This is a genomic window from Spongiibacter sp. C9W (assembly GCF_057370015.1).
On record NZ_CM170672.1, the window covers coordinates 1,571,485 to 1,592,203 of the forward strand.

22 protein-coding genes are annotated in these 20,719 nt (G+C 50.3%); 10 read left to right on the forward strand and 12 right to left on the reverse strand.

Annotated features, from left to right (window positions below):
• Window positions 1-48 precede the first annotated feature (48 nt).
• Together AC2Q8J_RS07425 and AC2Q8J_RS07430 are read right to left on the reverse strand one after the other, a co-directional pair.
• Complete coding sequence (locus AC2Q8J_RS07425) at window positions 49-813, reverse strand: nuclear transport factor 2 family protein (RefSeq protein WP_486452535.1); 765 nt, start codon at window positions 811-813, stop codon at window positions 49-51.
• An 89-nt stretch (window positions 814-902) separates the two neighbouring features.
• Entirely contained in the window at window positions 903-1,325 is a 423-nt protein-coding gene (locus tag AC2Q8J_RS07430) for an Rrf2 family transcriptional regulator (protein WP_486452536.1), read from the reverse strand.
• Between the two features lie 227 nt (window positions 1,326-1,552).
• On the opposite strand from AC2Q8J_RS07430, the gene AC2Q8J_RS07435 reads away from it, so the two are divergent.
• The 8 genes from AC2Q8J_RS07435 to AC2Q8J_RS07470 all read left to right on the forward strand — a co-directional run bounded on the left by AC2Q8J_RS07435 (window position 1,553) and on the right by AC2Q8J_RS07470 (window position 7,863).
• Complete coding sequence (locus tag AC2Q8J_RS07435; protein WP_286855197.1) at window positions 1,553-1,972, forward strand: hypothetical protein; 420 nt, start codon at window positions 1,553-1,555, stop codon at window positions 1,970-1,972.
• Between the two features lie 83 nt (window positions 1,973-2,055).
• Window positions 2,056-2,241, forward strand: coding sequence for a twin-arginine translocase TatA/TatE family subunit (gene tatA, locus AC2Q8J_RS07440; RefSeq protein ID WP_022958334.1), 186 nt, complete (start codon window positions 2,056-2,058; stop codon window positions 2,239-2,241).
• A gap of 205 nt (window positions 2,242-2,446) precedes the next feature.
• The gene (locus AC2Q8J_RS07445; protein WP_486452537.1) at window positions 2,447-3,616 is read left to right on the forward strand and encodes an alkane 1-monooxygenase; all 1,170 of its coding nucleotides are present in this window, start codon (window positions 2,447-2,449) and stop codon (window positions 3,614-3,616) included.
• Window positions 3,616-3,786: a rubredoxin gene (locus AC2Q8J_RS07450; protein WP_022958336.1), complete on the forward strand. Its 171-nt coding sequence runs from the start codon at window positions 3,616-3,618 to the stop codon at window positions 3,784-3,786. Before AC2Q8J_RS07445 ends, AC2Q8J_RS07450 begins: the two co-directional genes overlap by 1 nt.
• Before the next feature lie 3 nt (window positions 3,787-3,789).
• Window positions 3,790-3,951 (forward strand): rubredoxin, encoded by a 162-nt coding sequence (locus AC2Q8J_RS07455; RefSeq protein ID WP_168451121.1) that lies wholly within the window; start codon window positions 3,790-3,792, stop codon window positions 3,949-3,951.
• A 12-nt stretch (window positions 3,952-3,963) separates the two neighbouring features.
• Entirely contained in the window at window positions 3,964-6,105 is a 2,142-nt protein-coding gene (locus tag AC2Q8J_RS07460) for a PQQ-dependent dehydrogenase, methanol/ethanol family (protein ID WP_022958337.1), read from the forward strand.
• A 59-nt stretch (window positions 6,106-6,164) separates the two neighbouring features.
• A complete protein-coding gene (locus AC2Q8J_RS07465) occupies window positions 6,165-6,791 on the forward strand; it encodes a class I SAM-dependent methyltransferase (RefSeq protein WP_028968206.1) in 627 nt (208 codons plus the stop codon).
• An 82-nt stretch (window positions 6,792-6,873) separates the two neighbouring features.
• Window positions 6,874-7,863, forward strand: coding sequence for an AraC family transcriptional regulator (locus tag AC2Q8J_RS07470; protein ID WP_022958340.1), 990 nt, complete (start codon window positions 6,874-6,876; stop codon window positions 7,861-7,863).
• A gap of 22 nt (window positions 7,864-7,885) precedes the next feature.
• On the opposite strand, the gene paaI is transcribed toward AC2Q8J_RS07470, so the two are convergent.
• The 9 genes from paaI to paaZ form a co-directional block, all read right to left on the reverse strand.
• Window positions 7,886-8,323, reverse strand: coding sequence for a hydroxyphenylacetyl-CoA thioesterase PaaI (paaI, locus tag AC2Q8J_RS07475; RefSeq protein ID WP_022958341.1), 438 nt, complete (start codon window positions 8,321-8,323; stop codon window positions 7,886-7,888).
• Window positions 8,324-8,362: 39 nt separating this feature from the next.
• Window positions 8,363-9,454 (reverse strand): 2Fe-2S iron-sulfur cluster-binding protein, encoded by a 1,092-nt coding sequence (locus tag AC2Q8J_RS07480; RefSeq protein ID WP_022958342.1) that lies wholly within the window; start codon window positions 9,452-9,454, stop codon window positions 8,363-8,365.
• A gap of 27 nt (window positions 9,455-9,481) precedes the next feature.
• Window positions 9,482-10,003: a 1,2-phenylacetyl-CoA epoxidase subunit PaaD gene (gene paaD / locus AC2Q8J_RS07485; protein WP_022958343.1), complete on the reverse strand. Its 522-nt coding sequence runs from the start codon at window positions 10,001-10,003 to the stop codon at window positions 9,482-9,484.
• Window positions 10,004-10,021: 18 nt separating this feature from the next.
• Complete coding sequence (paaC, locus tag AC2Q8J_RS07490; RefSeq protein ID WP_417765721.1) at window positions 10,022-10,786, reverse strand: 1,2-phenylacetyl-CoA epoxidase subunit PaaC; 765 nt, start codon at window positions 10,784-10,786, stop codon at window positions 10,022-10,024.
• 8 nt (window positions 10,787-10,794) lie between these two features.
• Window positions 10,795-11,082: a 1,2-phenylacetyl-CoA epoxidase subunit PaaB gene (gene paaB / locus AC2Q8J_RS07495; protein ID WP_022958345.1), complete on the reverse strand. Its 288-nt coding sequence runs from the start codon at window positions 11,080-11,082 to the stop codon at window positions 10,795-10,797.
• Between the two features lie 12 nt (window positions 11,083-11,094).
• Window positions 11,095-12,066 carry a 1,2-phenylacetyl-CoA epoxidase subunit PaaA gene (gene paaA / locus AC2Q8J_RS07500; RefSeq protein ID WP_022958346.1) on the reverse strand — a complete coding sequence of 324 codons (972 nt, stop codon included), beginning with the start codon at window positions 12,064-12,066 and terminating at the stop codon, window positions 11,095-11,097.
• A 12-nt stretch (window positions 12,067-12,078) separates the two neighbouring features.
• Entirely contained in the window at window positions 12,079-13,296 is a 1,218-nt protein-coding gene (gene pcaF, locus AC2Q8J_RS07505; protein ID WP_417765720.1) for a 3-oxoadipyl-CoA thiolase, read from the reverse strand.
• A 64-nt stretch (window positions 13,297-13,360) separates the two neighbouring features.
• On the reverse strand, window positions 13,361-14,152 hold the full coding sequence (paaG, locus tag AC2Q8J_RS07510; protein WP_022958348.1) for a 2-(1,2-epoxy-1,2-dihydrophenyl)acetyl-CoA isomerase PaaG: 792 nt from the start codon (window positions 14,150-14,152) through the stop codon (window positions 13,361-13,363).
• Window positions 14,153-14,174: 22 nt separating this feature from the next.
• Window positions 14,175-16,217: a phenylacetic acid degradation bifunctional protein PaaZ gene (gene paaZ / locus AC2Q8J_RS07515; RefSeq protein ID WP_417765719.1), complete on the reverse strand. Its 2,043-nt coding sequence runs from the start codon at window positions 16,215-16,217 to the stop codon at window positions 14,175-14,177.
• A gap of 187 nt (window positions 16,218-16,404) precedes the next feature.
• Here paaZ and AC2Q8J_RS07520 point away from each other — a divergent pair, with 187 nt between their 5' ends.
• Both AC2Q8J_RS07520 and paaX read left to right on the forward strand, forming a co-directional pair.
• Window positions 16,405-18,513 (forward strand): 3-hydroxyacyl-CoA dehydrogenase NAD-binding domain-containing protein, encoded by a 2,109-nt coding sequence (locus AC2Q8J_RS07520; RefSeq protein WP_486452538.1) that lies wholly within the window; start codon window positions 16,405-16,407, stop codon window positions 18,511-18,513.
• Between the two features lie 140 nt (window positions 18,514-18,653).
• Window positions 18,654-19,586 carry a phenylacetic acid degradation operon negative regulatory protein PaaX gene (gene paaX, locus AC2Q8J_RS07525; protein ID WP_022958351.1) on the forward strand — a complete coding sequence of 311 codons (933 nt, stop codon included), beginning with the start codon at window positions 18,654-18,656 and terminating at the stop codon, window positions 19,584-19,586.
• 551 nt (window positions 19,587-20,137) lie between these two features.
• Here paaX and AC2Q8J_RS07530 read toward each other — a convergent pair.
• Window positions 20,138-20,689, reverse strand: a complete 552-nt coding sequence (locus tag AC2Q8J_RS07530) for a hypothetical protein (protein WP_486452539.1) — start codon at window positions 20,687-20,689, stop codon at window positions 20,138-20,140.
• Window positions 20,690-20,719: the final 30 nt, after the last annotated feature.

Genomic DNA, 20,719 nt, shown 5'->3' on the forward strand with positions numbered 1-20,719 from the left:
TCCTGTCATTCATCCTTCAGCACGAATAGATCTGCGCAGCCAACAAATCTAGAACTTCCCATTGTCATTTTGCCACTGCTCTTTGGGCGGAACCTCTTCCACCACATCCCAATGCTCGACAATTTTTCCCTTAGAAATCCTAAACATGTCATAAAATGCCACGGGAGCTCCGTTAAACCTTCCCTCCGTAACTACAAGAACAAAATCACCTTTACCAAGGACAAAATGGATATTTTCGTAACAGACCTCCACCCCCGAAGACATCCAATCAGCAAAGGCCTCACGAAGCCCATCCAAACCATCTCTTACCAGCGGGTGATGCTGAAGGTACTCTGGCCCGACATATTCCTCAGCAACTGACAGATTCCCGCTCATTAGTACATTTTCTACAAATGCTCTTGCTACTCCTTTGCTATCAGCCAGGGACACACCCGCATCGCCAATATCTTCCTGACCATCAAGCAACGTTCTGCCGCTCGGATTCGGATCCAACATCGGCTGAGCAGCATCCCAATGCTCGACAATGCGCTCTCCATCAAACTTAAAAATGTCGAAGACGGCCAGAGTCTGATCCGCCGCTAACTCGCTATGGGCGACCACGTACTCCCCATCCTCGAATACACGCCTGGTGCTGACTTTGGGCATACCGTCAGGCATCGAAAAAACAAAATCCAAAAAGCCCTGTCTTCCGTCAGCTACATGTAGGTTATGTTGCCTGTACTGGCTCTGACTGATAGCCGAAAAACCCTCAACATCCTTGCTCTCAATGGACTTCAGCAAGTTAACGATCAACGTTTCCCGATGAGTTCTCATATCACCCACTCCTCTATTCCGATAGGTAGTTCACGACACAATATATGTATCTTTAAATGTTACATTTATAGGTAAATTTTTTTTTCCCTTTAACCTCCCTGCTTTGAAATTGAAACCGCCAAACTCGCTATAGAGTGCTGCTTCATCACCGAACGGTAGGCCTCAAAGCCATCCGAAAAAATGGCGTCCAACACGCCCGCAATACTCTTACCGACAGGGCAAGCCGGGTTAGGATTGCTGTGCATTTTTGTCATTTCATTAGAAGTGACAACGGCGTCAAGCACATCAGTCAGACTTATTTCACTCGCCGGACGCGCCAGTCTCGCCCCACCGGCTTTTCCCCTGTCAACGGAAACCAGCGACGCTTTCGACAACATCACCAACAGCTTGCGAATGACCACCGGGTTAGTGCCAACACTGGCGGCGAGCACTGACGATGTGACGGGCTCTCCATCGCTGACACATAACACCGACAGAACATGCACAGCCACAGAAAATCGCGTGTTGTTCAAGTGATCACCTCAATCATTCAATAAGAAACAAATATAGTTACATTTACAGAAATGTCAACCGTCAAGATCAATTCCGGCTCAAAATTCTTGATACATTAATTTGTCGTAACTTTATTAATGTGTTACATATATGGGCGCGCCAGCTTTGAGGCGCAATTGATTCGATAAACGCGCCCCGCAAAAGGCTGCTTTATATGCAAAATTTGTAATGAACATAGGGAGAAGTTATGACTATAAAAAAAATTAAGGCTTACGGCCTTGGCCTTACTTTGCTTCTAAGTGCGAATATTGGCCACACCCAAATATCCGCTTTGATCACAACCCTGAACGACATCACTGCAGTGATTCCTGCAGCTCCTGGACTGGATGCAATCCTTCAGCAAGGAGCAGCATTGAATAGCCAACTGCTTGGATCATTAATTCCTCTATCCAACGACTTACCATTAGTCGGTCCGCTCGTTGGCGAACTCGTACCCATTGGCACACAAATCGTGCTACCGCTGCTCCTCAACCCACCGGCGGACCTCCTGGCAATAGACCAGCTTGTCACAACAGCGCCTTCGTCGTTACTCGATGTAAGCTTTTTGCTTCCCGGCCAGGAGCTGAGCTTAATTGGACTACCAATGGATTTACTGCCTAATCAGTAAAGTAACTCACATAGCTGAAACATTAACCGAATGGAGAAGTGCCTGTTTGTCACTTCTCCATCACCTCAACCTGGGAGACTGAAATGGGACTAAGTGGAATTAGTATTTGGCAGCTTCTTATCATACTGACTATTGTAGCCATGCTATTTGGTACAAAAAGACTGAGAAACATTGGCTCTGATCTTGGTGGCGCAATAGCGGGCTTCAAAAACAGCCTAAGCAACAAAAACGACGAAACACAAACTCTATCACCGCATGACAAAGAATAATCCACACGCTCCAAACCCTTGCCCCAATACCGAAATATATCCAACCGCGCATAGATAAAATTCTATGGCGAAACAACAAATATTCGCAATCCTGACATTACCTTCGCAAAGCTGATAGCCCCCTTTCCTTCTCATTAATATCATTTGCCAGTAACGGCTTAACGGCCGACTCGAAACCTAAGTTACCAATAAAAAGGTGGTATAAATGAGTGAAGTAATGAATCGCCAAAAAACACGAAATTTGGCTACCCGAGACAAAAAACGATACTTTTGGTGGCTTCCGCTTTTTATTGCGATCTCCCCCATTGTTGGAATCGAATTTTATAAAACCACCGGAAACTCCATCTATGCCTGGTTTACACCGATTCTATGGTATTTATTTGTCCCTCTAGGTGACTTTTTGTTTGGTAGAGACGACAAAAACTATAGTGCACAGCGTGCCGACGAGCTAGAGAATGACAACTACTACAAATGGTTGGTTTTCCTGTCGGTCCCCCTGTTTTTTGTAACTTGGGTGTATGGTGCTTGGTGGGTGTCAACCCAAGCTGTCTCCGTATCCGACTACCTTGGTATGACGATCGGTGTTGCCTTGACCAATGGACTGGCACTGGTAGTTGGACATGAGTTGGGACACAAGAACAATCGCCTGGAAAAGAACCTAGCCAAATGGGTTCTGGCAGTACCCGCTTACGGGCATTTCTCTGCTGAACACAATCGCGGCCACCACAAAGATGTCGCTACCCCTGATGATCCCGCATCTGCAAGGATGGGAGAGTCATTGTACCGCTTTGTTCTTCGAGAAATTCCTGGTGCTTTTGTCAGAGCCTTTCATGATGAAAAGGTACGACTCGAGCGAAAGGGTAAATCCGTAATCAGTGCCGAAAACCAGATCCTACAGTCATTCGCGATTACCTTTGTTCTCTATGGAGCTGCACTGACACTATGGGGCACTGTTGTTATTCCTTTTATGGTCATATCAACTTTGTGGGGCTGGCAGTTTCTATCCACGTCCAACTATATCGAACACTACGGCCTACTGCGCCAGAAACAAGAAGACGGTCGCTTTGAGCGCACACGCCCTGAGCACTCATGGAACGCTGATTTTCGAGTTTCCAACCTCGTAACCTACCACCTCCAGCGCCACTCAGACCACCACTCCCGACCAACCCGCCGTTACCAGGTATTGCGCAGCGACGACGCCCCCGAACTTCCCACTGGTTACGCTGGCTGTTTCACCATGGCTTACTTCACACCGATCTGGCGCAAAGTCATGGATCCAAAAGTACTCGAGGTCTATGGCGGAGACATTCTCAAAGCTAACCTCGACCCCAAACACCGCGATGCACTCATTGCGAAATATGGGAGAGCATCCTAATGGCTAGTTATCGCTGCCCCGGTTGTGGCTATACATATGACGAAGATAAAGGCGATGAATTCGAAGGCTTTCCTGCGGGTACTCAATGGCAAGTGGTTCCCGACGACTGGTCCTGCCCCGACTGCTCTGTTAGAGACAAAATAGATTTCGAAAAAGTCGAGGACCAATGAAGAATGGCCAAATACGAATGCATCGTGTGTGGGTTTATTTATGACGAAGCACTTGGTCTTCCTGAGGACGGAATCCCCCCAGGCACAAAATGGGAGGACATACCGGACGACTGGACATGCTTTGAATGCAGCTGCCCCAAAACCGACTTTGAACTACTTAAATGAAAGATCATTACAATGAAAAACAATAAACTTGGAATATCACTTTTTCCACTCCTAACCGCTGCGGCGGTTTTAACCCTGAGTGCCTGCTCGAACGGGTTCAACAAATATATTAGCAATGGCATAGACGCCACACCGCAGAAGAGCACAGCGAATACCGACTGGCCGATGCACGGGAACAACCGCTACGAACAACGCTTTTCTGAACTTACCGATATCAACGCTAAAAATATCTCTGAACTTGGGCTTGCCTGGTATATCGACCTTCCTGAAAATCGCGGCCAGGAAGCAACGCCTCTGATTATCAATGGAGTGATGTATACGACCTCAGCATGGAACCATGTTCATGCATTGAATGCCAAAACCGGTGAAATACTCTGGCAGTACGACCCGAAGGTTCCGAAAAAACAAGGAATTAAAGGCTGCTGCGATTCAGTCACCCGCGGCCTGGCCTACGACAAAGGCCGCGTTATTCAGGCTACCCTCGATGGCCGCCTGATCGCCCTGGATGCCAAATCTGGTATTCCATTATGGGAAACCCGCACCTTCAAAAACACACTCAACTACACAATCACTGGTGCTCCTCGCGTGGCCAGGGGAAAAGTTTATATCGGTAATGGCGGAGCAGAATACGGGGTTCGAGGCTATATCTCAGCCTATGATATAAATAGCGGTAAACTTGTGTGGCGCTTTTATACCGTCCCCAGCTCCAAAAACTTAGATTCTGGCGTTGAGCCAGAGGCGTTGATGGCCAAAACCTGGTCGGCACAGGGCAGCGATCTGGAGAAAGGTGGTACAGTCTGGGACAGCATCGTTTACGACCCTGACACCAACAGTATTATCTTCGGTGTCGGCAATGGGTCTCCCTGGAATCCGAATATTCGCTCACCTGGCGGCGGCGATAATCTATTCCTTTCCTCTATCGTGTCGGTGAACGCCGACACCGGCAACTACAATTGGCACTATCAGACTACACCAGGGGAAGCTTGGGACTACACCGCAACGCAACCGATCGTCCTTGCTGATATGGAATTCGATGGCACGATGCGTAAAGTCGCCATCCAGGCTCCAAAGAACGGCTTTCTTTACATCCTCGACCGCATTAACGGCAAGTTGCTATCAGCTAAACCCTTTGTAGACGTCACCTGGGCCTCGCATGTCGATATGACAACCGGCCGACCGGTAGTAAATCCGGAAGCCGAATATTGGAAGACTGGGAAGCCGGCTCTGGTCATGCCGTCATGGATGGGAGGACACAATTGGCACCCGATGGCCTTTAACCCCAACAACAATGTCATCTATATCCCCACCCAAACATCAGCATTTCCCTACCTTGCTGAAGATGAACAAACACCGTCAAAACTGGCAGTAAACCTCGGTGTCGACACAAAGGCTGCGAACCTGCCCGATGACCCAAAAGTTATCCAGGCAGTTAAAGATGCAACCAGCGGGGCACTACTCGCAAGAGACCTAAGAACTGGAAAGGATTTATGGAAGGTCGGATATCCCGGCGTCTGGAACGGCGGTGTGCTAGCCACTGCGGGTGAAATCATTTTTCAGGGATCGGCGACTGGTTACGTAAACGCCTACCGCGCCGACAATGGTGAAAGGTTGTGGCGTTTCAATGCGCAAACCGGCGTCGTGGCACCACCGGTGACATACAAAATTGATGGCGAACAATATATTGCGGTCAATGCTGGCTGGGGTGGTATTATGCCATTGATGACTGGTGAGCTGACAAAGGATGCCGCTCAGCAATATCCACGTAACATCAGTCGACTACTTGTCTTCAAACTCGGTGCTAGTGCAAAGTTACCTGTCGATGATCGCGTGGCCCTACAGATGGCTCCAGTCACAACACAGATCGACAAAGATGCCGCACACAAGGGTTTTGAGACATACGACCGCTACTGCGTCGTCTGCCACGGAGGTGGTGGTGTAGGTGGTGGAGTTGTGCCGGACCTTCGCTTTTCAGGCATTACCCAATCGGAAGAAGCCTGGGCTTCGGTAGTTCTAGGCGGCATACTCGAAAGCCGCGGCATGGTGTCATTCAAATCTGAACTGGATGCCGGGGATGCGGAAAATATTCGCCAGTTTATTCTTGATCGAATTCGCTATGCACACGAGGTTGGCGATACCAGCCGGCCGTATCGTTAATCCAATAGTGAACGTTGTCCCTCGTCAGTAAATAATAACAGCGTTTCCCGAGGTTCCAGATGAGTTTTTACGATAATAAAATCCTTCCTCATATTCTAGATACCCTCTGTAGCCACGGGGCAGTGATGAGCCAACGTGAACGTGTTGTACCACGTGCACGCGGAGTGGTTCTCGAAGTCGGTATGGGTAGTGGCATCAATTTGCCGCTTTACAACCCTGATATCGTTGATTTCGTCTGGGGACTTGAACCAGCAGAGGGAATGCGCAAAAAAGCCCTGCCCAACTTGGCCAAGTCACCAGTCGAAGTAAAATGGCTGGATCTGCCAGGGGAGAAAATTCCACTCGACGACGAGAGCGTCGATACAGTATTGCTGACCTATACCCTTTGCACTATATCCGACTGGCAAAGCGCCCTTGAACAAATGCATCGTGTGCTTAAACACGAAGGGAAACTGCTGTTTTGTGAACATGGCCATTCGTGTCATGAACCGGTCTCAAAATGGCAACACAGGATTACACCAATGTGGAAGAAACTAGCCGGCGGCTGTCATCTGAACCGATCGATCAGCGAAATGATTTCGTCAAGTGGATTCACCATTACCGAGCTCGATAACTGCTATATGGAGAGCTTTCCGAAAATCACCGGTTATATGTATATCGGTGAAGCAGAAAAACAGATCGATTGATACATACGCCCGCCGTTTCTAGACAATAACTTGCGGCGGGGTGTAGTATCAGGATTCTGGTAGCGACGTATGCAACTCGACTATGATGAATAATAATATTGACGAGGTTTTACAATCGGTCTTCGAAAACAGCTCCGATCCTGACGATGCTTGTGAGCGAGTCAGCGCGTTGTACCAGCCCCATGATCTGAAGCTATGCCACCCCAGAGACCAACTACGCGCACAGATGAAACACCGCGACGTTCGCGACACTTCCCTGAGCCGCCTACTCTACAATGCTGAAATCCAAATAGACTCCGAGCCGTTTAAAGATTTTTATCTGGTCATGCTGCCAAGTAGTGGCCATTTCAATGTAAAACAAAACTTCATCGAAGGAGTTGCCTCCCCAAGCAAACCGATCATCCTCGATGCCGACAAACACATCGATATGCGTTGGTCTGAGGACTGTAGTAACCTGATATACAAAGTTAACCGACGACTGCTCGATGAAACACTTTATCAGAGTTATGGCATAGAAGCTAAAAACGCGGTTGAATTCAACTCATCAACAACCGGACTCGCCTCACTGTCTGAATTTTCGGAAGCACTGGGAAATTTTCTGATTAACAACCCCTACGCAAATGACATGGCGAAAAATCCCGAACTGTTCGAAAAAATTGAACAAGTGCTTGCGTTATCTCTACTCTCACAAGGAAACAGTTATAGCGAAGCAATCCTCAACGCTAAGTACGGGGTTAGACCTCGGGTGGTCATCAGGGCCAAAGAATTTATTGAAGAAAATTACACCCGCAAGCTGACAGTGTTGGATATCGCTAACGCAGTTGGTGTAAGTGCAAGAAGTCTACAGAAAGGCTTCGAACAGTACGAGCACACCACCCCTATGCTGTACCTACGTAAATGGCGTTTGCGTCGGGCGCGGGAACTGCTGGTTTTTTCTAGAAACCAGAATATTCGGGTCAAAGTTTCAGATATCGCCATGAGTTGCGGCTTTTTTCATTTCGGCAATTTCAGCAAACTCTACTGTGAATCATTTGGGGAAACTCCGTCCAAAACCCTGTCTGGAAGGCTTTGAGCCTACCCTTTATAGAAGACTTTCAGGACAGCAACGCCGTCCCAAGCTGATAAGACTTACCTCGCATCACTGCGATAATCAGTCCCTCTTGATTTTCCACGCAGACATCATAGACCCCGGTTCGACGGCCACGGGAGACTTCACAGCAACTTGCCCTCAAGGTATCGCCAAGCTTACCGGGTTTAACATATTCGATACTACATCCCTGCGCTACAGTCACTTTATTGTATGTGTTGCATGCAAAGGCAAATGCGGTATCCGCAAGCGAAAAAATGTATCCACCGTGACAACTGCCATGTCCCTGGATCATGTAATCCTGCACTGACATCGTGATTGTAGCGGTGCCGGGCGACACCGATTCGACATTCATCTGCAGGTGGCGGCTGGCGTCATCTCTTTGCATCAAGACCTCCGCACAGCGCTCCGCGAGCTCCTGAGCAGTGAGGCTTTCTACTGCCATGAATAGTTCTCCCACCTAGCCGCTATTTTGGTGATCGACTTACTTCTCATCAAAGTTGACGACGACCTTCTCGGAAATCGGGTGCGCCTGACAAGTCAGTATATAGCCACGTTTAAGATCACTTTCTTCGAGGCCATGAGTAATATCCTGATCCACCTCGCCTTCAACCAACAGAGCCTTGCAGGTAGAGCAAACGCCGCCTTTACAGCTATACGGTAGATCCATACCGTGACTCATGCCGGCATCTAGGATATTTTCGCCATCGGCGGCGAGATCGAAGGAACTTCCACGACCATCAAAAATAACCGTGACCTCGCTGGTCTTTCCAGCGTAAGCGTTAGCGCGAGCATGGTGTTTCTCAATTACGGCACTGGCATCGTCGGCAGAGGCCCCAAATAGCTCATAGCGTATACTGTTCTCTTCAATACCCAGTCCACGCAGGCCCCTTGATACCTCAGAGATCATCGACTCAGGGCCACAAATGTAATACTCATCATAGGATTTCAAGTCGATTAACTGTGTACCGAGAGCGCGCCCTTTGGCGTTATCGATACGTCCGTTGAGAAGATCGACGCCCTGGTCTTCACGGCTGAGAATATTGATCCACTGAAAACGCGTCAGATACTGGTTTTTAAGAAAGCTGAGTGCGTCGCGAAACATGATCGACGTCGTGCGCTTGTTGCCGTAGATCAGTGTTAACCGGCTATTGCTCTCAACATCTAGGATCGACTTGATATTGGATAGAATCGGAGTAATACCACTACCGGACGCAATAAACAGATAGTTCTTCCTATTCCCCTGACTGATATCAGCGCAGAAGTTGCCCTGTGGCGGCATAACCTCAATCTGTGCTCCTGCGACTAGAGCGTCATTCGCAAAATTAGAGAACTTACCACCCTCGACACGTTTTACCGCGATCGTCATGGCAGCATCGTTGATACCAGAGCAGATCGAATAGGAACGTTGTACCGACTCACCGTCGATATTGGCCCGCAGGGTGAGGTACTGGCCCGGCCGATATTTGTACAGTTCAGCTTGTTGCGCTTCGACATTAAAGCCAATCACAACGGCCGAATCCGTTTCTTTCTGCACACTGGAAATGGTCAGCGGCTGGAATCCTCTCGTACTCATTATCCCGATTCTCTCTTATCTTAATCGTTACAGATTCTTAAAATAGTCAAACGGCTCACTACAGCTTCGGCACTGATAGAGTGCCTTACACGCGGTGGAGCCAAAGTGGCTTACCAGTTTGATATCGAAGGAACCACAGTGCGGACAAGCAATACCTTCATCATCTTTTTGCGACGGCGCTATACCGTAATCCGCCAGCTTTCGCTTTGCCTCAACAGACATCCAGCTGGTCGACCAGGCCGGGTGAAGTTGACGCAAGACCTCAACCCGTTCATAGCCTGCATTTTTCAGGCAGAGCTCAATATCCTCCGCCATAGCGTTAATGGCAGGGCATCCGGAATACGTCGGCGTGATGGATACGGTTACCGCTCCGTCTGTTACCAGCACATCCTGAAGCACGCCCAGCTCCCAGATACTGATTACCGGCACCTCGGGATCCTTGACACTGTCGAGCAGGTTCCATATCTCCGGCACTACTGAAGAATGTCGACGCTCACGGCGCTCAAACTCTTCCTGCGGCAGAATCGGGATAAGGTTGTTTTCACTCACAAACCGGATCCTCGTCAGTTACCAGGTACAACCCGGGTACGCACGCTGAACAAACTGCATTTCCGACAAGAGGTGTCCCAAGTGCTCCGTGTGAAAACCTGTACGCCCGCCTTTTACGCGCCAGGCCACATCCGGTAAGGTCACGCCGGCCTCGGCAAAGGTGGCATCACAGGCTGAACGCCAACCCTGTTCAAGACTCGCTCTGTCTACAGCAACACCCTTCTCAGCCAGCTCCGTTTCCAGCGCGTCCATTTCAAACAGTTCGGGCGTGTAGCCAATCAACTGTTCCAGCGCAGTTTGCAGCCGCGCCCTGCTCTCCTCAGTTCCATTCCCCAGGCGCAACATCCATTCTTTGCTACGACGCAGGTGGTAGAGAGTTTCTTTCAGTGACTTTTCGGCAATTGCCGCTAGTGTTTCATCAGCGGACTGCGTCAGTGCCGTCAGGAACAGCAGTTCGAATTCATCCAGCAAATACTGTCTTGCGGTGGTGAAGGCGAAGTCGCCTCGCGGTAATTCATAGATCAGCAGGTTGGTGTAGTCCAGACAGTCTCGGTCGTAAGCCAGTGTGTCTTCAGTAACACCTTCACCCGTCAATTCTGCCGCGTAGGTCAGGAAGTTACGTGCGCGACCGATATAGTCCAGAGCCACATTGGTCATAGCCAGATCTTCCTCGAGGAAAGGGCCGTTACTGCACCACTCGCTCAGACGATGGCCGTGAATAACGGAGTCATCGCCAAGCCGGATGGCATAAGCCGCAAGATCTTGTTGGTTATCAGTAGTCATACGCGGGCTCACATATTGTTAACTTTATCGGGAAGCTGGTAATGCGTCGCATGGCGATATGGCTTGTCATCCAGCGGGTCATAAAAGCTATCGCAGTCGCTTTCCTGAGAAGCACAAATGTCCGACGAATTAACCACCCAGATGCTGATACCTTCCCCGCGACGGGTATAGACATCACGCGCGTATTCCAAGGCCTGCTCGGCATCTTCAGCGTGCAGACTACCGACATGCTTGTGATCGAGACCGCGACGGCCGCGAACGAACACTTCATACAACTTCATATTGGATTGAGACATGGTTTCTATTCCTCAAGCAGTGCGGGCTGCAGATCTTTTACTTTCGTAGGCATCGAGCGCTTCGCGAACCCAGGCGCCCTCGTCATGGGCGCGGCGATGATGTGCAACACGGTCGCGGTTACAGTGTCCGTTTCCGGCGATGACTGAATAAAACTCCTCCCAGTCGATTTCGCCGAAATCGTAATGCCCACGCTCCTCATTCCAGCGCAGATCCGGGTCTGGCAGCGTCAAGCCAATCGCTTCTGCTTGCTCTACACTTTGATCTACAAACTTCTGACGCAACTCGTCGTTGGACTGCCGTTTAATTTTCCAAGTCATAGACTGACCAGAGTGCTGGGAATCCGAATCGTGGGGGCCGAACATCATCAGCGATGGCCACCAGAAGCGATTCACCGAATCCTGAGCCATCTTGCGCTGACGCTCGTCGCCCTCCATCAGGGTCATCAGAATGTGGTAGCCCTGACGCTGATGGAAACTTTCCTCTTTACAGATGCGCACCATGCCTCGGGCGTAGGGACCATAGGAGGTCCGTTGCAGCGAAACCTGATTTACGATGGCAGCACCATCAACCAGCCAGCCAATTGCGCCCATATCTGCCCAAGATAACGACGGGTAGTTAAAAATAGAGGCATACTTGGCAGCCCCGGTATGCAGCGCATCAATCAGCTCTTCCCTTGAAATACCCAGGGTTTCAGCAGCGCTATACAGATACAGGCCATGACCGGCTTCATCCTGAACCTTAGCCAGCAATACCGCTTTCCGATGCAAACTTGGCGCACGGGTAATCCAGTTACCCTCGGGCTGCATGCCAATCACTTCCGAATGTGCGTGCTGTGAGATCTGGCGAATCAGATTTTTGCGGTATGCCTGCGGCATCCAGTCTTTAGGCTCGATTTTTTCTTCGTTATCTATGCGGCGTTGAAATTCGGCTTCCAGCGTCTTTTCATCGGCAGAACGATTCATTTCATTCGTTGATAAACTCATGGCTCATTCCTCTTAGTCAGAAACACGTTCAATAACCAGCGCAATGCCCTGGCCTACCCCGATACACATAGTGCACAGCGCATAACGCTGCTTTTTTTCAATCAATTCATACATGGCGGTAGTCACCAACCGTGCGCCGCTCATCCCGAGAGGATGGCCGAGCGCGATGGCTCCGCCATTGGGATTAATACGCGGATCGTCGTCCTTCAACCCGAGGGCCCGGATAACCGCAAGCCCCTGGGACGCAAAAGCCTCATTCAACTCGATCACGTCCATATCATTGATACTCAGACCCACCAGCTCCAGTACCTTCTTCGAAGCTTCATAAGGGCCAAACCCCATTATCGCGGGTTCAAGACCACTGGAAGCCATACCCAAGATCTTGGCTTTTGGCTGCAGACCATGCTGCTTTACTCCATCAGTGGAGGCGATCAACAGCGCGCAAGCGCCATCGTTAACACCAGACGCATTACCAGCGGTCACACTGCCACTCTCCCGAAACGGGGTCGGCAATCCTGATAATTTCTCGTAGGTTGTCCCGGGGCGGATATGCTCATCCTTGTCAAAAACCACCGGATCACTCTTACGCTTTGGAATAGTGACTGGCGTCACTTCAATGTCGAAACGACCCGAGGTTTGCGCTGCATGGGCTTTGGCGTGGGAGCGTACTGCAAATGCGTCCTGGTCCTCTCGACTGATATTAAACTTGGCGGCCACGTTTTCTGCGGTCTCAGGCATGGAGTCTATGCCGTACTGCGCTTTAATGGACTTGTTAACAAAACGCCAACCAATGGTGGTGTCGTAGATTTCCGCTCGACGATCAAACGCCGATCCGGCTTTCGGCATAACAAATGGCGCGCGGGACATGGATTCAACCCCCCCGGCAATCGCCAGATTAATCTCACCGGCGCGAATAGCGCGCGCTGCCGTTCCAACGGCATCAAGCCCCGATCCACAAAGCCGGTTTATCGTCATACCCGGCACGCTCGCAGGCAGTCCCGCCAGCAGGGCACTCATTCGCGCAACGTTGCGATTGTCCTCACCAGCCTGGTTTGCGCAGCCGTAAAATACATCGTCGACTTTTTCCCAGTCGACAGAGGGATTTCGTTCCATAAGTGCCTTCATAGGCACGGCGCCCAAATCATCGGCGCGAACCTCGGCAAGCGTACCGGCATATCGACCGATCGCCGTGCGCTGAGCATCGCAGATATAAGCGACTAGCGGCTCCATTGATTATCTCCGTTCATCTTCTTGTCTTATTGACGCGGCGCGAGCGAAACTCGCATTCTAAAAACTAGCGACCGACAAATTCAGGGGTGCGCTTATTCATAAACGCATCGACTCCAGCCTTGTAGTCTTGTGTTTGCCCGGCTGCACGCATCAACTCTTTTTCCAACTCGAGCTGCTCATCCAGTGTATTTGTGGCCGACGCATACAAGGCTTGCTTAGTAAAAGCAAAGCCCTTCGTCGGCTGTGCAGCAAGAGTGGTCGCCATCTCACGAGACTGCTCAACGAGTTGATCGTCATCAATAACGTCCCAAATCATGCCCCACTCTTTTGCCTGCTCTGCCGAAATTTTTGGGCCGAGCATCGCCACCGCTTTGGCGCGCGCCATGCCTAGAAGACGTGGTAAATGCCAGGTACCACCGGAATCCGGGATCAAACCCAGCTTGCAGAACGACTCGATGAAGCTAGCAGATCTCGCGGCAATCACGATGTCGCAGGCCAACGCGATATTGGCACCCGCACCGGCAGCAACACCATTCACTGCACAGATCACCGGTTTTTCCATACTGGTAATCATCCTGACAACGGGGTTGTAGTACTTCTCTACCGAATCCCCTAGGTCGGGAGAAGCCTCACCCGGCGCGACCGCTCGGTCGTTCAAATCCTGTCCTGCACAAAAACCGCGGCCTTCGCCGGTTAGCAACACACAGCGTATCGATTGGTCATCGGCGCAACGCGTCAACGCATCCCTAAACTCCAAATGCATTTCCACAGTAAAACTGTTCAGTGCCTCAGGACGATTTAGCGTAATGAAGGCAGTACCGGCCTCAACCACGAATCGAATATTTTTATAGTCCATCGTCTTCCCCCCTATCTGCGAATCAATCGTCGCGACGCTCAACCAGCGTCATGATGTCGTACACAGCAACGGGTTCGTTATGTTGATTAACAACTTCGATAGCCCACTGCACAACACCGTTGGCTTTTTCGTCACCACGTTTTGCTTTTTTGATCTTCTTTTTCACTGTCAGTTTGGCTTGGATCGTGTCGCCGATTCCCACCGGCTCAATAAAGCGCAGACTCTCCAGACCATAGTTGGCAATAACCGGCCCCTTGCCGGGATCAACGAACATGCCTGCTGCGGCGGAAAGCACAAAGTATCCGTGAGCGACGCGCTTACCAAAGAACGAGTCTTGGGCAGCAATCTCGTCGAAGTGGGCATAGAAATGATCACCGCTGATACAACCGAAGTTAACAATATCGGCTTCCGTCACTGTACGGCGATGTGTTACCAGCGTTTCGCCAATAACGAGATCTTCAAAATATTTTCGGAACGGATGTACGCCATCAGATTCCACCAAGGCGCCGCGATGGTATTCAGACGTGACCGCCATTAGTGAGCCAGGTGAACCCTGAATTGCTGTGCGCTGCATATAGTGCTTAACAGCCCGCAGGCCGCCCAGCTCTTCACCACCACCCGCGCGTCCCGGACCGCCATGGACCAACGGCATCAATGGCGAGCCATGACCTGTAGATTCTTTCGCGCAATCGCGATTCAGGATAAGCATACGGCCGTGCCATGCGGCCGCCGAGGTAACCAGCTTCTTGGTTTCGACGTTGTCGTAGCTGTAAACAGATGCGACCAGACTACCCTTGCCTAGCTTGGCAATATCAATGGCGTCGTCCAACTCGTCGTAAGGCATAACGGTAGTGACCGGACCGAAGGCTTCAACTTCGTGCACCAGTGTCTTTTCAAACGGACGGTCGCAATACAACACGGTTTTTGGATAGAACGCGCCTTTGTTCTTGTCTGCACCGATGACCTCAAAGTCATCGCTGCCGCCGTGTACTATTTCGCACTCTTGAGTCAGGCGGGCGACCTGTTCCGCCACATCACGTACCTGATCGCGACTGATCAACGCCCCCATGCGAACACCTTCCTGGGAGGCATCGCCCATCGCGATCTTATCCAGCTTTGTCGACAAACCATCAATGACTGCTTTAACCTTTTCACGCGGCACAATCACACGGCGAATAGCCGTACATTTCTGACCGGCCTTGATGGTCATTTCTTTACTGATTTCCCGTAAGAACAAGTCGAACTCAGGGTCGTCTTCCGACACCGTTTTACCCAGGATGGCGGCATTGAGAGAATCCGCTTCCATAGTAAATGGGATGGAGTTTTCAATAATGTTGGGATGCGTGCGCAGCTTTCGCCCGGTACTGGCCGAACCAGTAAACGTCACCACATCCTGCTCATTCAGGTGTTCGAGCAAATCCCCAACCGAGCCACAAATAATCTGGATTGCACCTGCAGGAAAATAGCCACCATCAACGATATCTCTGACCATGGCTTCTGAAAGATAAGCGCTGGGCGTTGCGGGCTTAACAATCACAGGAACCCCGGCAATCAAACTGGGAGCGATTTTTTCCAGCATCCCCCAAATCGGAAAATTAAACGCATTGATATGTACCGAGACACCCGGCTTAGACGTGAGAATGTGTCTCCCCAGAAAACTACCGTGTTTAGATAGCGTTTCCGTCTCCCCCTCAACCAGCACGGTATCGTTTGGCAGCTCGCGGGTAGCAAGGCTTGCATAAGAAAAAACTGTACCCAAACCACCTTCAATATCGACCCATCCATCAGCACGGGTTGCCCCAGTCTGTGCGGAGATTTCGTAGAACTTCTCCTTGTCAGCCATCAACGCCTTAGCCATGTTCTTCAGAGCCAGCGCGCGATCATGGAAGGTCATTTCACGAAGGGCTTTGCCACCGACTTCGCGACCGAAGCGAACCACTTCCGCGAAATTGATGCCTTCACTACTGACGTGACAAACGGCTTCACCAGTGACGGCATTAAATGTTTCTACCCCTTGGCTGGTGCCCTCGTACCACTTTCCACATACGTAGCTGCTGAGCTTCATAGAACTGACTCCAATGCGCGAATTTTCCAGTCTTTATTAGCGGCACCCGTCGAACAGTGCCGAATTATTCAGGCGATCGATGAATCGGCCTTTTTCATTATGATACATAATTTTTACCTTTGGACAAGTTTTATGTAACATATGAATCATCGAGAAGACGCTACATCACCGCAACAGGGGCACAGATATGTCTGCAGAAAACCCGTCAATATCTTTAGAATCAGCCAGTTACGAGATCATCGACGGGATTGCCGTCACCGCAATCAACAATCCACCCATCAACGCCATTTCAGCGACCGTGCGACGCTCCCTGCTCGCCGCACTAAAAAAAGCAGAAGAAGATGGTGCGTCATTGCTGATGATTTACTGTGAGGGGAATACCTACATTGCCGGTGCAGACATCTCCGAATTCGGTAAACCACAGGACTTCCCACAGCTCCCAGATGTTGTTGCAGCGATTGAGAACGCGACTATTCCAGTCATGGTCGCCATGCACGGCAATGCTCTGGGCGGTGGGCTTGAGATAGCGATGGCCGGACACTACCGAAGCGCCCTAAGCGGCACCAAACTGGGCCTTCCAGAAGTTAAGCTGGGAATACTGCCGGGATCGGGAGGCACCCAGCGATTACCTCGATTGGTCGGCGCCGAGAAAGCGCTCGCAATGATATTGGAGGGTAAATCCATTAGCGCGGAGGAAGCACTTCAGGCTGGTCTGATCGACCGCACCCTCGACGGAGATCTCCGCGAATCAGCACTTAGCTATGCCAGAGAACTGGTACAAGCCAACGCATCGACCAGGCGTACCGGCCAGCTGTCAGTGGAAAACCCGGCACCCGAGTTGTTTGCTGCAGCGCGTGCAAAACAGGAGAAAAGTCGCAGCCAACTGCTTGCCCCTAACTACATTATCGACCTTATCGAAGCGGCAACATGCAGCTCTATAGAACTAGGTCAAAAGCTGGAGCGCGAACGGTTTGTAGAGTGCCGCGCCTCGTCGGGCTCCCAGTCACTTCGTCACCTATTCTTCGCGGAGCGCACTGCCGCCAAGCCCAAGGGGATTGGCAACGATATCCCGCCGCGCAGCATTGACCGGGTTGCCGTTATTGGCGCGGGTACCATGGGGGGCGGTATCGCCATGTGTTTTGCCACCGCAGGTTACGCGGTGACATTGGTCGAGTTGAGCAGCGACAACCTGCAGCGGGGGCTTGGCGTTATACAGGGCAATTACCAAAAAGCGGTCGATCGCGGCATTACGCAAAAAACGATTGCTGAAGAGGCCTTCAGGCGTATTACAGGCACCACGGACATTGGAAATATCAGCGACGCAGACTTAGTCGTTGAGGCAACATTCGAAAGCATGGATGTCAAAAGCGATGTATTTGCCAAGCTCGATGCCATTTGTAAACCAGGCGCCATCCTCGCTACAAACACCTCGTATCTCGATATCAATGAGATCGCAAGCATGACATCACGCCCACAGGACGTAGTAGGCGCTCACTTCTTCAGTCCAGCCCACATTATGAAACTATTGGAGGTCGTCCGCAGCGATAAAACCGCACCCGATGTCATCAAAACCCTGATGCAGGTCGCTAAGCGGATCGGCAAAATCCCCGTCACAGTTGGCGTGTGCTATGGGTTTGTCGGTAACCGGATGCTTCAGAAATATGCGCGCCAAGCTCAGCTTCTCCTCATTGAAGGCGCCACACCCGCGCAGGTCGACAATGCAATCAAAAGCTGGGGAATGGCGATGGGACCGTTGTCTGTCGCGGATCTTGCCGGATTGGATATCGGTTACTTCTCCCGTCGTAATCAGGGTATCGAGGTGGGTAGTCAGCCAGAATGCTCCGTACCCGACGAGCTAGTCGACGAAAAAAGGCTCGGAAGAAAGACACTGGCTGGATTCTACGGATACGACGCCGTTAGCGGGACACAGTTTGAAGATGACTACGTCGTCGAAAAGATAAAATCCCACTCAAATAGATGGGGAATTACCCGCCGGGCGATCTCTGATGAAGAAATTGTTGATCGTCTTATCCTGGCACTGGTCATAGAAGGCATCAAAATTCTGGAGGAAGGCGTTGCCGATAGATCCAGCGATATCGATGTCGTCTACGTTAACGGCTATGGCTTCCCCCGTTGGCGAGGCGGCCCAATGTTCTATGCGGAGACGATTGGACTGGAGACTGCTCTTCAGCGCATCAGACAATTCCAGCAACAGACCTTGGATGATTTTTGGGAACCACCCACACTCCTGATCAAAGCAGCTGAGCAAGGGTCTGCAACGCTGGCTATACGCTAAGGAGAGCCTGGGCTGGCCCGACAATCGACTTCAGCTTGCAAGTTGCCTAAACTGCCGCCTAGGCGTTGGAGGTAACAGGGCCATAACAGGCTCCAGGGTCGCTCTGTTCGCCGGTATAGAGACAAGGAAAAGAATCAGTAATGCCGAAGATTACTCGAAGTCCATCACTCGTCAGCTGGATAGAACGCTATATTGCAACGGAGCAACCACGCTCAAAATCTCTGATCATTACCGTATTTGGCGATGCTATCTCGCCCTTTTCCGAAGGCATTTGGCTGGGTGAGCTTATAAAGCTCATGGAAGCTTTTTCAGTGAACGAACGCTTGGTCCGTACCAGCGCATTTCGTCTGGCGGACGAGGGCTGGCTATCGTCAAGAAAAGAGGGCAGACGTAGCTTTTACTCACTGACCGACGCAGGAACACGGCGCTTTGAGTCGGCGTATAAGCATATTTACCAAGAGTACAGTATTGATTGGGATGGAAAATGGACCCTGGTGGTTCTGCAGAAGAACATCGAAGCCACGACAGAGCGATCTGAGCTACGGAAAGAACTTGAGTGGAATGGTTTCAGCCTTCTCTCGAACGGTATTTTCCTCCATCCCCTCGCCACCCTTGATACCGCTAGGCAAATCATTGAGCGGAATGGCTATCAAGACCTAGCTATCCTATTCAGAGCTGAGTCCGCTGGAGATAGCAATGGTTTGAACAGCCTCACGAAGATTAGGGAGAGCTGGAATCTTGAGGAGGTTGAGCACCTCTACCGGAAATTCATCAATGACTTCACGCCCGTTCTGGACCTGGTACATGAGGATAAACTATCACCATTAGTCGCCTTTCAATTACAAACACTCATGATCCACTCATTCCGGCGAGCAAACTTGCATGACCCACTCCTGCCCACCGAACTGCTTCCCGAAAACTGGCCCCACACTCAAGCCTACGAGATATGCAAGGATATCTATAAGGTAACGTGTGAACATGCACACGCCTTTCTCGCCATGCATGCAGATGTTCCGGCTGACTTGCGCAAGGGAAACAGACTGAACATTTCCGTTGTTGATCGATTTAAATAGATTCACTCATCTTGCTGCTGTCTTTGCCGCTTGGCTCATTTTCACACATGCTATATTCACTCACACAGCTCCCTAAGGCTGGGCTGGCTTAGCAATCGACCAAGCGCTCGAGCACAAAAGCTCCCGCCGCGTTTTACGCTTTTTGTTCTGGTATTCGGCTTCGGCGAAGGTAAGCTGGCTCATACAGTAGTCCGGTTGAAATTGGGGCGCAGAATTATCTCAAATTACGGGGGTTATGCAGAGATTCCCTAGCTTATCAAGACGGCGGATGAGGCTTGAAGACCCTGATATCGCGAACATGAAACTTGGGCGCTTACCGTCGCCCACCGGATTGGACGTTACGGTAGTAGGTTGTGGGCTGGTAACAGACCTCCCTGGTTTTTATTGGCCAAACAAGCCCTTTTGTAAGCCAGAAAACCACATTAATTATCAGCTTGAACCCCAAACAATTAGCCCGCCTACTGCAATAGTCAAAACGCCCCACATAGGCGGAACAATGAAAAACGCACCGATACCAACAACAATTAAACCAACACCCAATAACGGCATAATCAACCTCTTCCTATCAATTTATTAACTGAAAATGCTTTTAATTCTTCCCGATACTTTTCTGAATCAATCGGCGCGCGTATTACCATATAAACAACTATTAGAATTGGTATCCAAAAAACATAAGGGTACATACCATCGACATAAATCAAGCGAATAATGACCAAAAAAACAAGCCCTAAGATGGCTATCTGGCTGGTAACTCTGTCGCCAAAAAGATAAATCCCCGCTGCAAACGAGCCTGCGTAGTACACAGCACTTGCACCGGTACCACTAAAAATGAAAATATTTATGAGCACTGAAATAACCAAATAGTCCAGAATAAGAAGCCCAAGTAAGTGCAGATTTATTTTCTGGGGAAAATTGACTAAACCTTTTAAAACCATGAACGCAACGATTAGTGCTGAAGCTAACCCTACAAATCCCGTAGGCAGCTCAGCCCCTAAGGTGTTGGTGTGGCCAAATCCAGTCAACGCATGCCAAATATTTGAATAATCACGCTCCCATATTGGAGTAAAAAAACTATTCTGCTTGAATTTTTGCATCCCCATCATGAAAATTAACGGGGCTAATAGGAGTGCAAT

Coding starts and splice junctions, on each gene's coding strand:
- AC2Q8J_RS07445 (WP_486452537.1), top strand. CDS start 2,447: ATGAGTGAAGTAATGAATCGCCAAAAAACACGAAATTTGGCTACCCGA.
- AC2Q8J_RS07480 (WP_022958342.1), bottom strand. CDS start 9,454: ATGAGTACGAGAGGATTCCAGCCGCTGACCATTTCCAGTGTGCAGAAA.
- AC2Q8J_RS07470 (WP_022958340.1), top strand. CDS start 6,874: ATGATGAATAATAATATTGACGAGGTTTTACAATCGGTCTTCGAAAAC.
- paaB (WP_022958345.1), bottom strand. CDS start 11,082: ATGTCTCAATCCAATATGAAGTTGTATGAAGTGTTCGTTCGCGGCCGT.
- AC2Q8J_RS07435 (WP_286855197.1), top strand. CDS start 1,553: ATGACTATAAAAAAAATTAAGGCTTACGGCCTTGGCCTTACTTTGCTT.
- paaI (WP_022958341.1), bottom strand. CDS start 8,323: ATGGCAGTAGAAAGCCTCACTGCTCAGGAGCTCGCGGAGCGCTGTGCG.
- paaZ (WP_417765719.1), bottom strand. CDS start 16,217: ATGAAGCTCAGCAGCTACGTATGTGGAAAGTGGTACGAGGGCACCAGC.
- AC2Q8J_RS07450 (WP_022958336.1), top strand. CDS start 3,616: ATGGCTAGTTATCGCTGCCCCGGTTGTGGCTATACATATGACGAAGAT.
- AC2Q8J_RS07460 (WP_022958337.1), top strand. CDS start 3,964: ATGAAAAACAATAAACTTGGAATATCACTTTTTCCACTCCTAACCGCT.
- paaX (WP_022958351.1), top strand. CDS start 18,654: ATGCCGAAGATTACTCGAAGTCCATCACTCGTCAGCTGGATAGAACGC.
- AC2Q8J_RS07455 (WP_168451121.1), top strand. CDS start 3,790: ATGGCCAAATACGAATGCATCGTGTGTGGGTTTATTTATGACGAAGCA.
- paaA (WP_022958346.1), bottom strand. CDS start 12,066: ATGAGTTTATCAACGAATGAAATGAATCGTTCTGCCGATGAAAAGACG.
- pcaF (WP_417765720.1), bottom strand. CDS start 13,296: ATGGAGCCGCTAGTCGCTTATATCTGCGATGCTCAGCGCACGGCGATC.
- AC2Q8J_RS07530 (WP_486452539.1), bottom strand. CDS start 20,689: ATGATGGGGATGCAAAAATTCAAGCAGAATAGTTTTTTTACTCCAATA.
- AC2Q8J_RS07425 (WP_486452535.1), bottom strand. CDS start 813: ATGAGAACTCATCGGGAAACGTTGATCGTTAACTTGCTGAAGTCCATT.
- tatA (WP_022958334.1), top strand. CDS start 2,056: ATGGGACTAAGTGGAATTAGTATTTGGCAGCTTCTTATCATACTGACT.
- AC2Q8J_RS07465 (WP_028968206.1), top strand. CDS start 6,165: ATGAGTTTTTACGATAATAAAATCCTTCCTCATATTCTAGATACCCTC.
- paaG (WP_022958348.1), bottom strand. CDS start 14,152: ATGGACTATAAAAATATTCGATTCGTGGTTGAGGCCGGTACTGCCTTC.
- AC2Q8J_RS07520 (WP_486452538.1), top strand. CDS start 16,405: ATGTCTGCAGAAAACCCGTCAATATCTTTAGAATCAGCCAGTTACGAG.
- paaC (WP_417765721.1), bottom strand. CDS start 10,786: ATGACTACTGATAACCAACAAGATCTTGCGGCTTATGCCATCCGGCTT.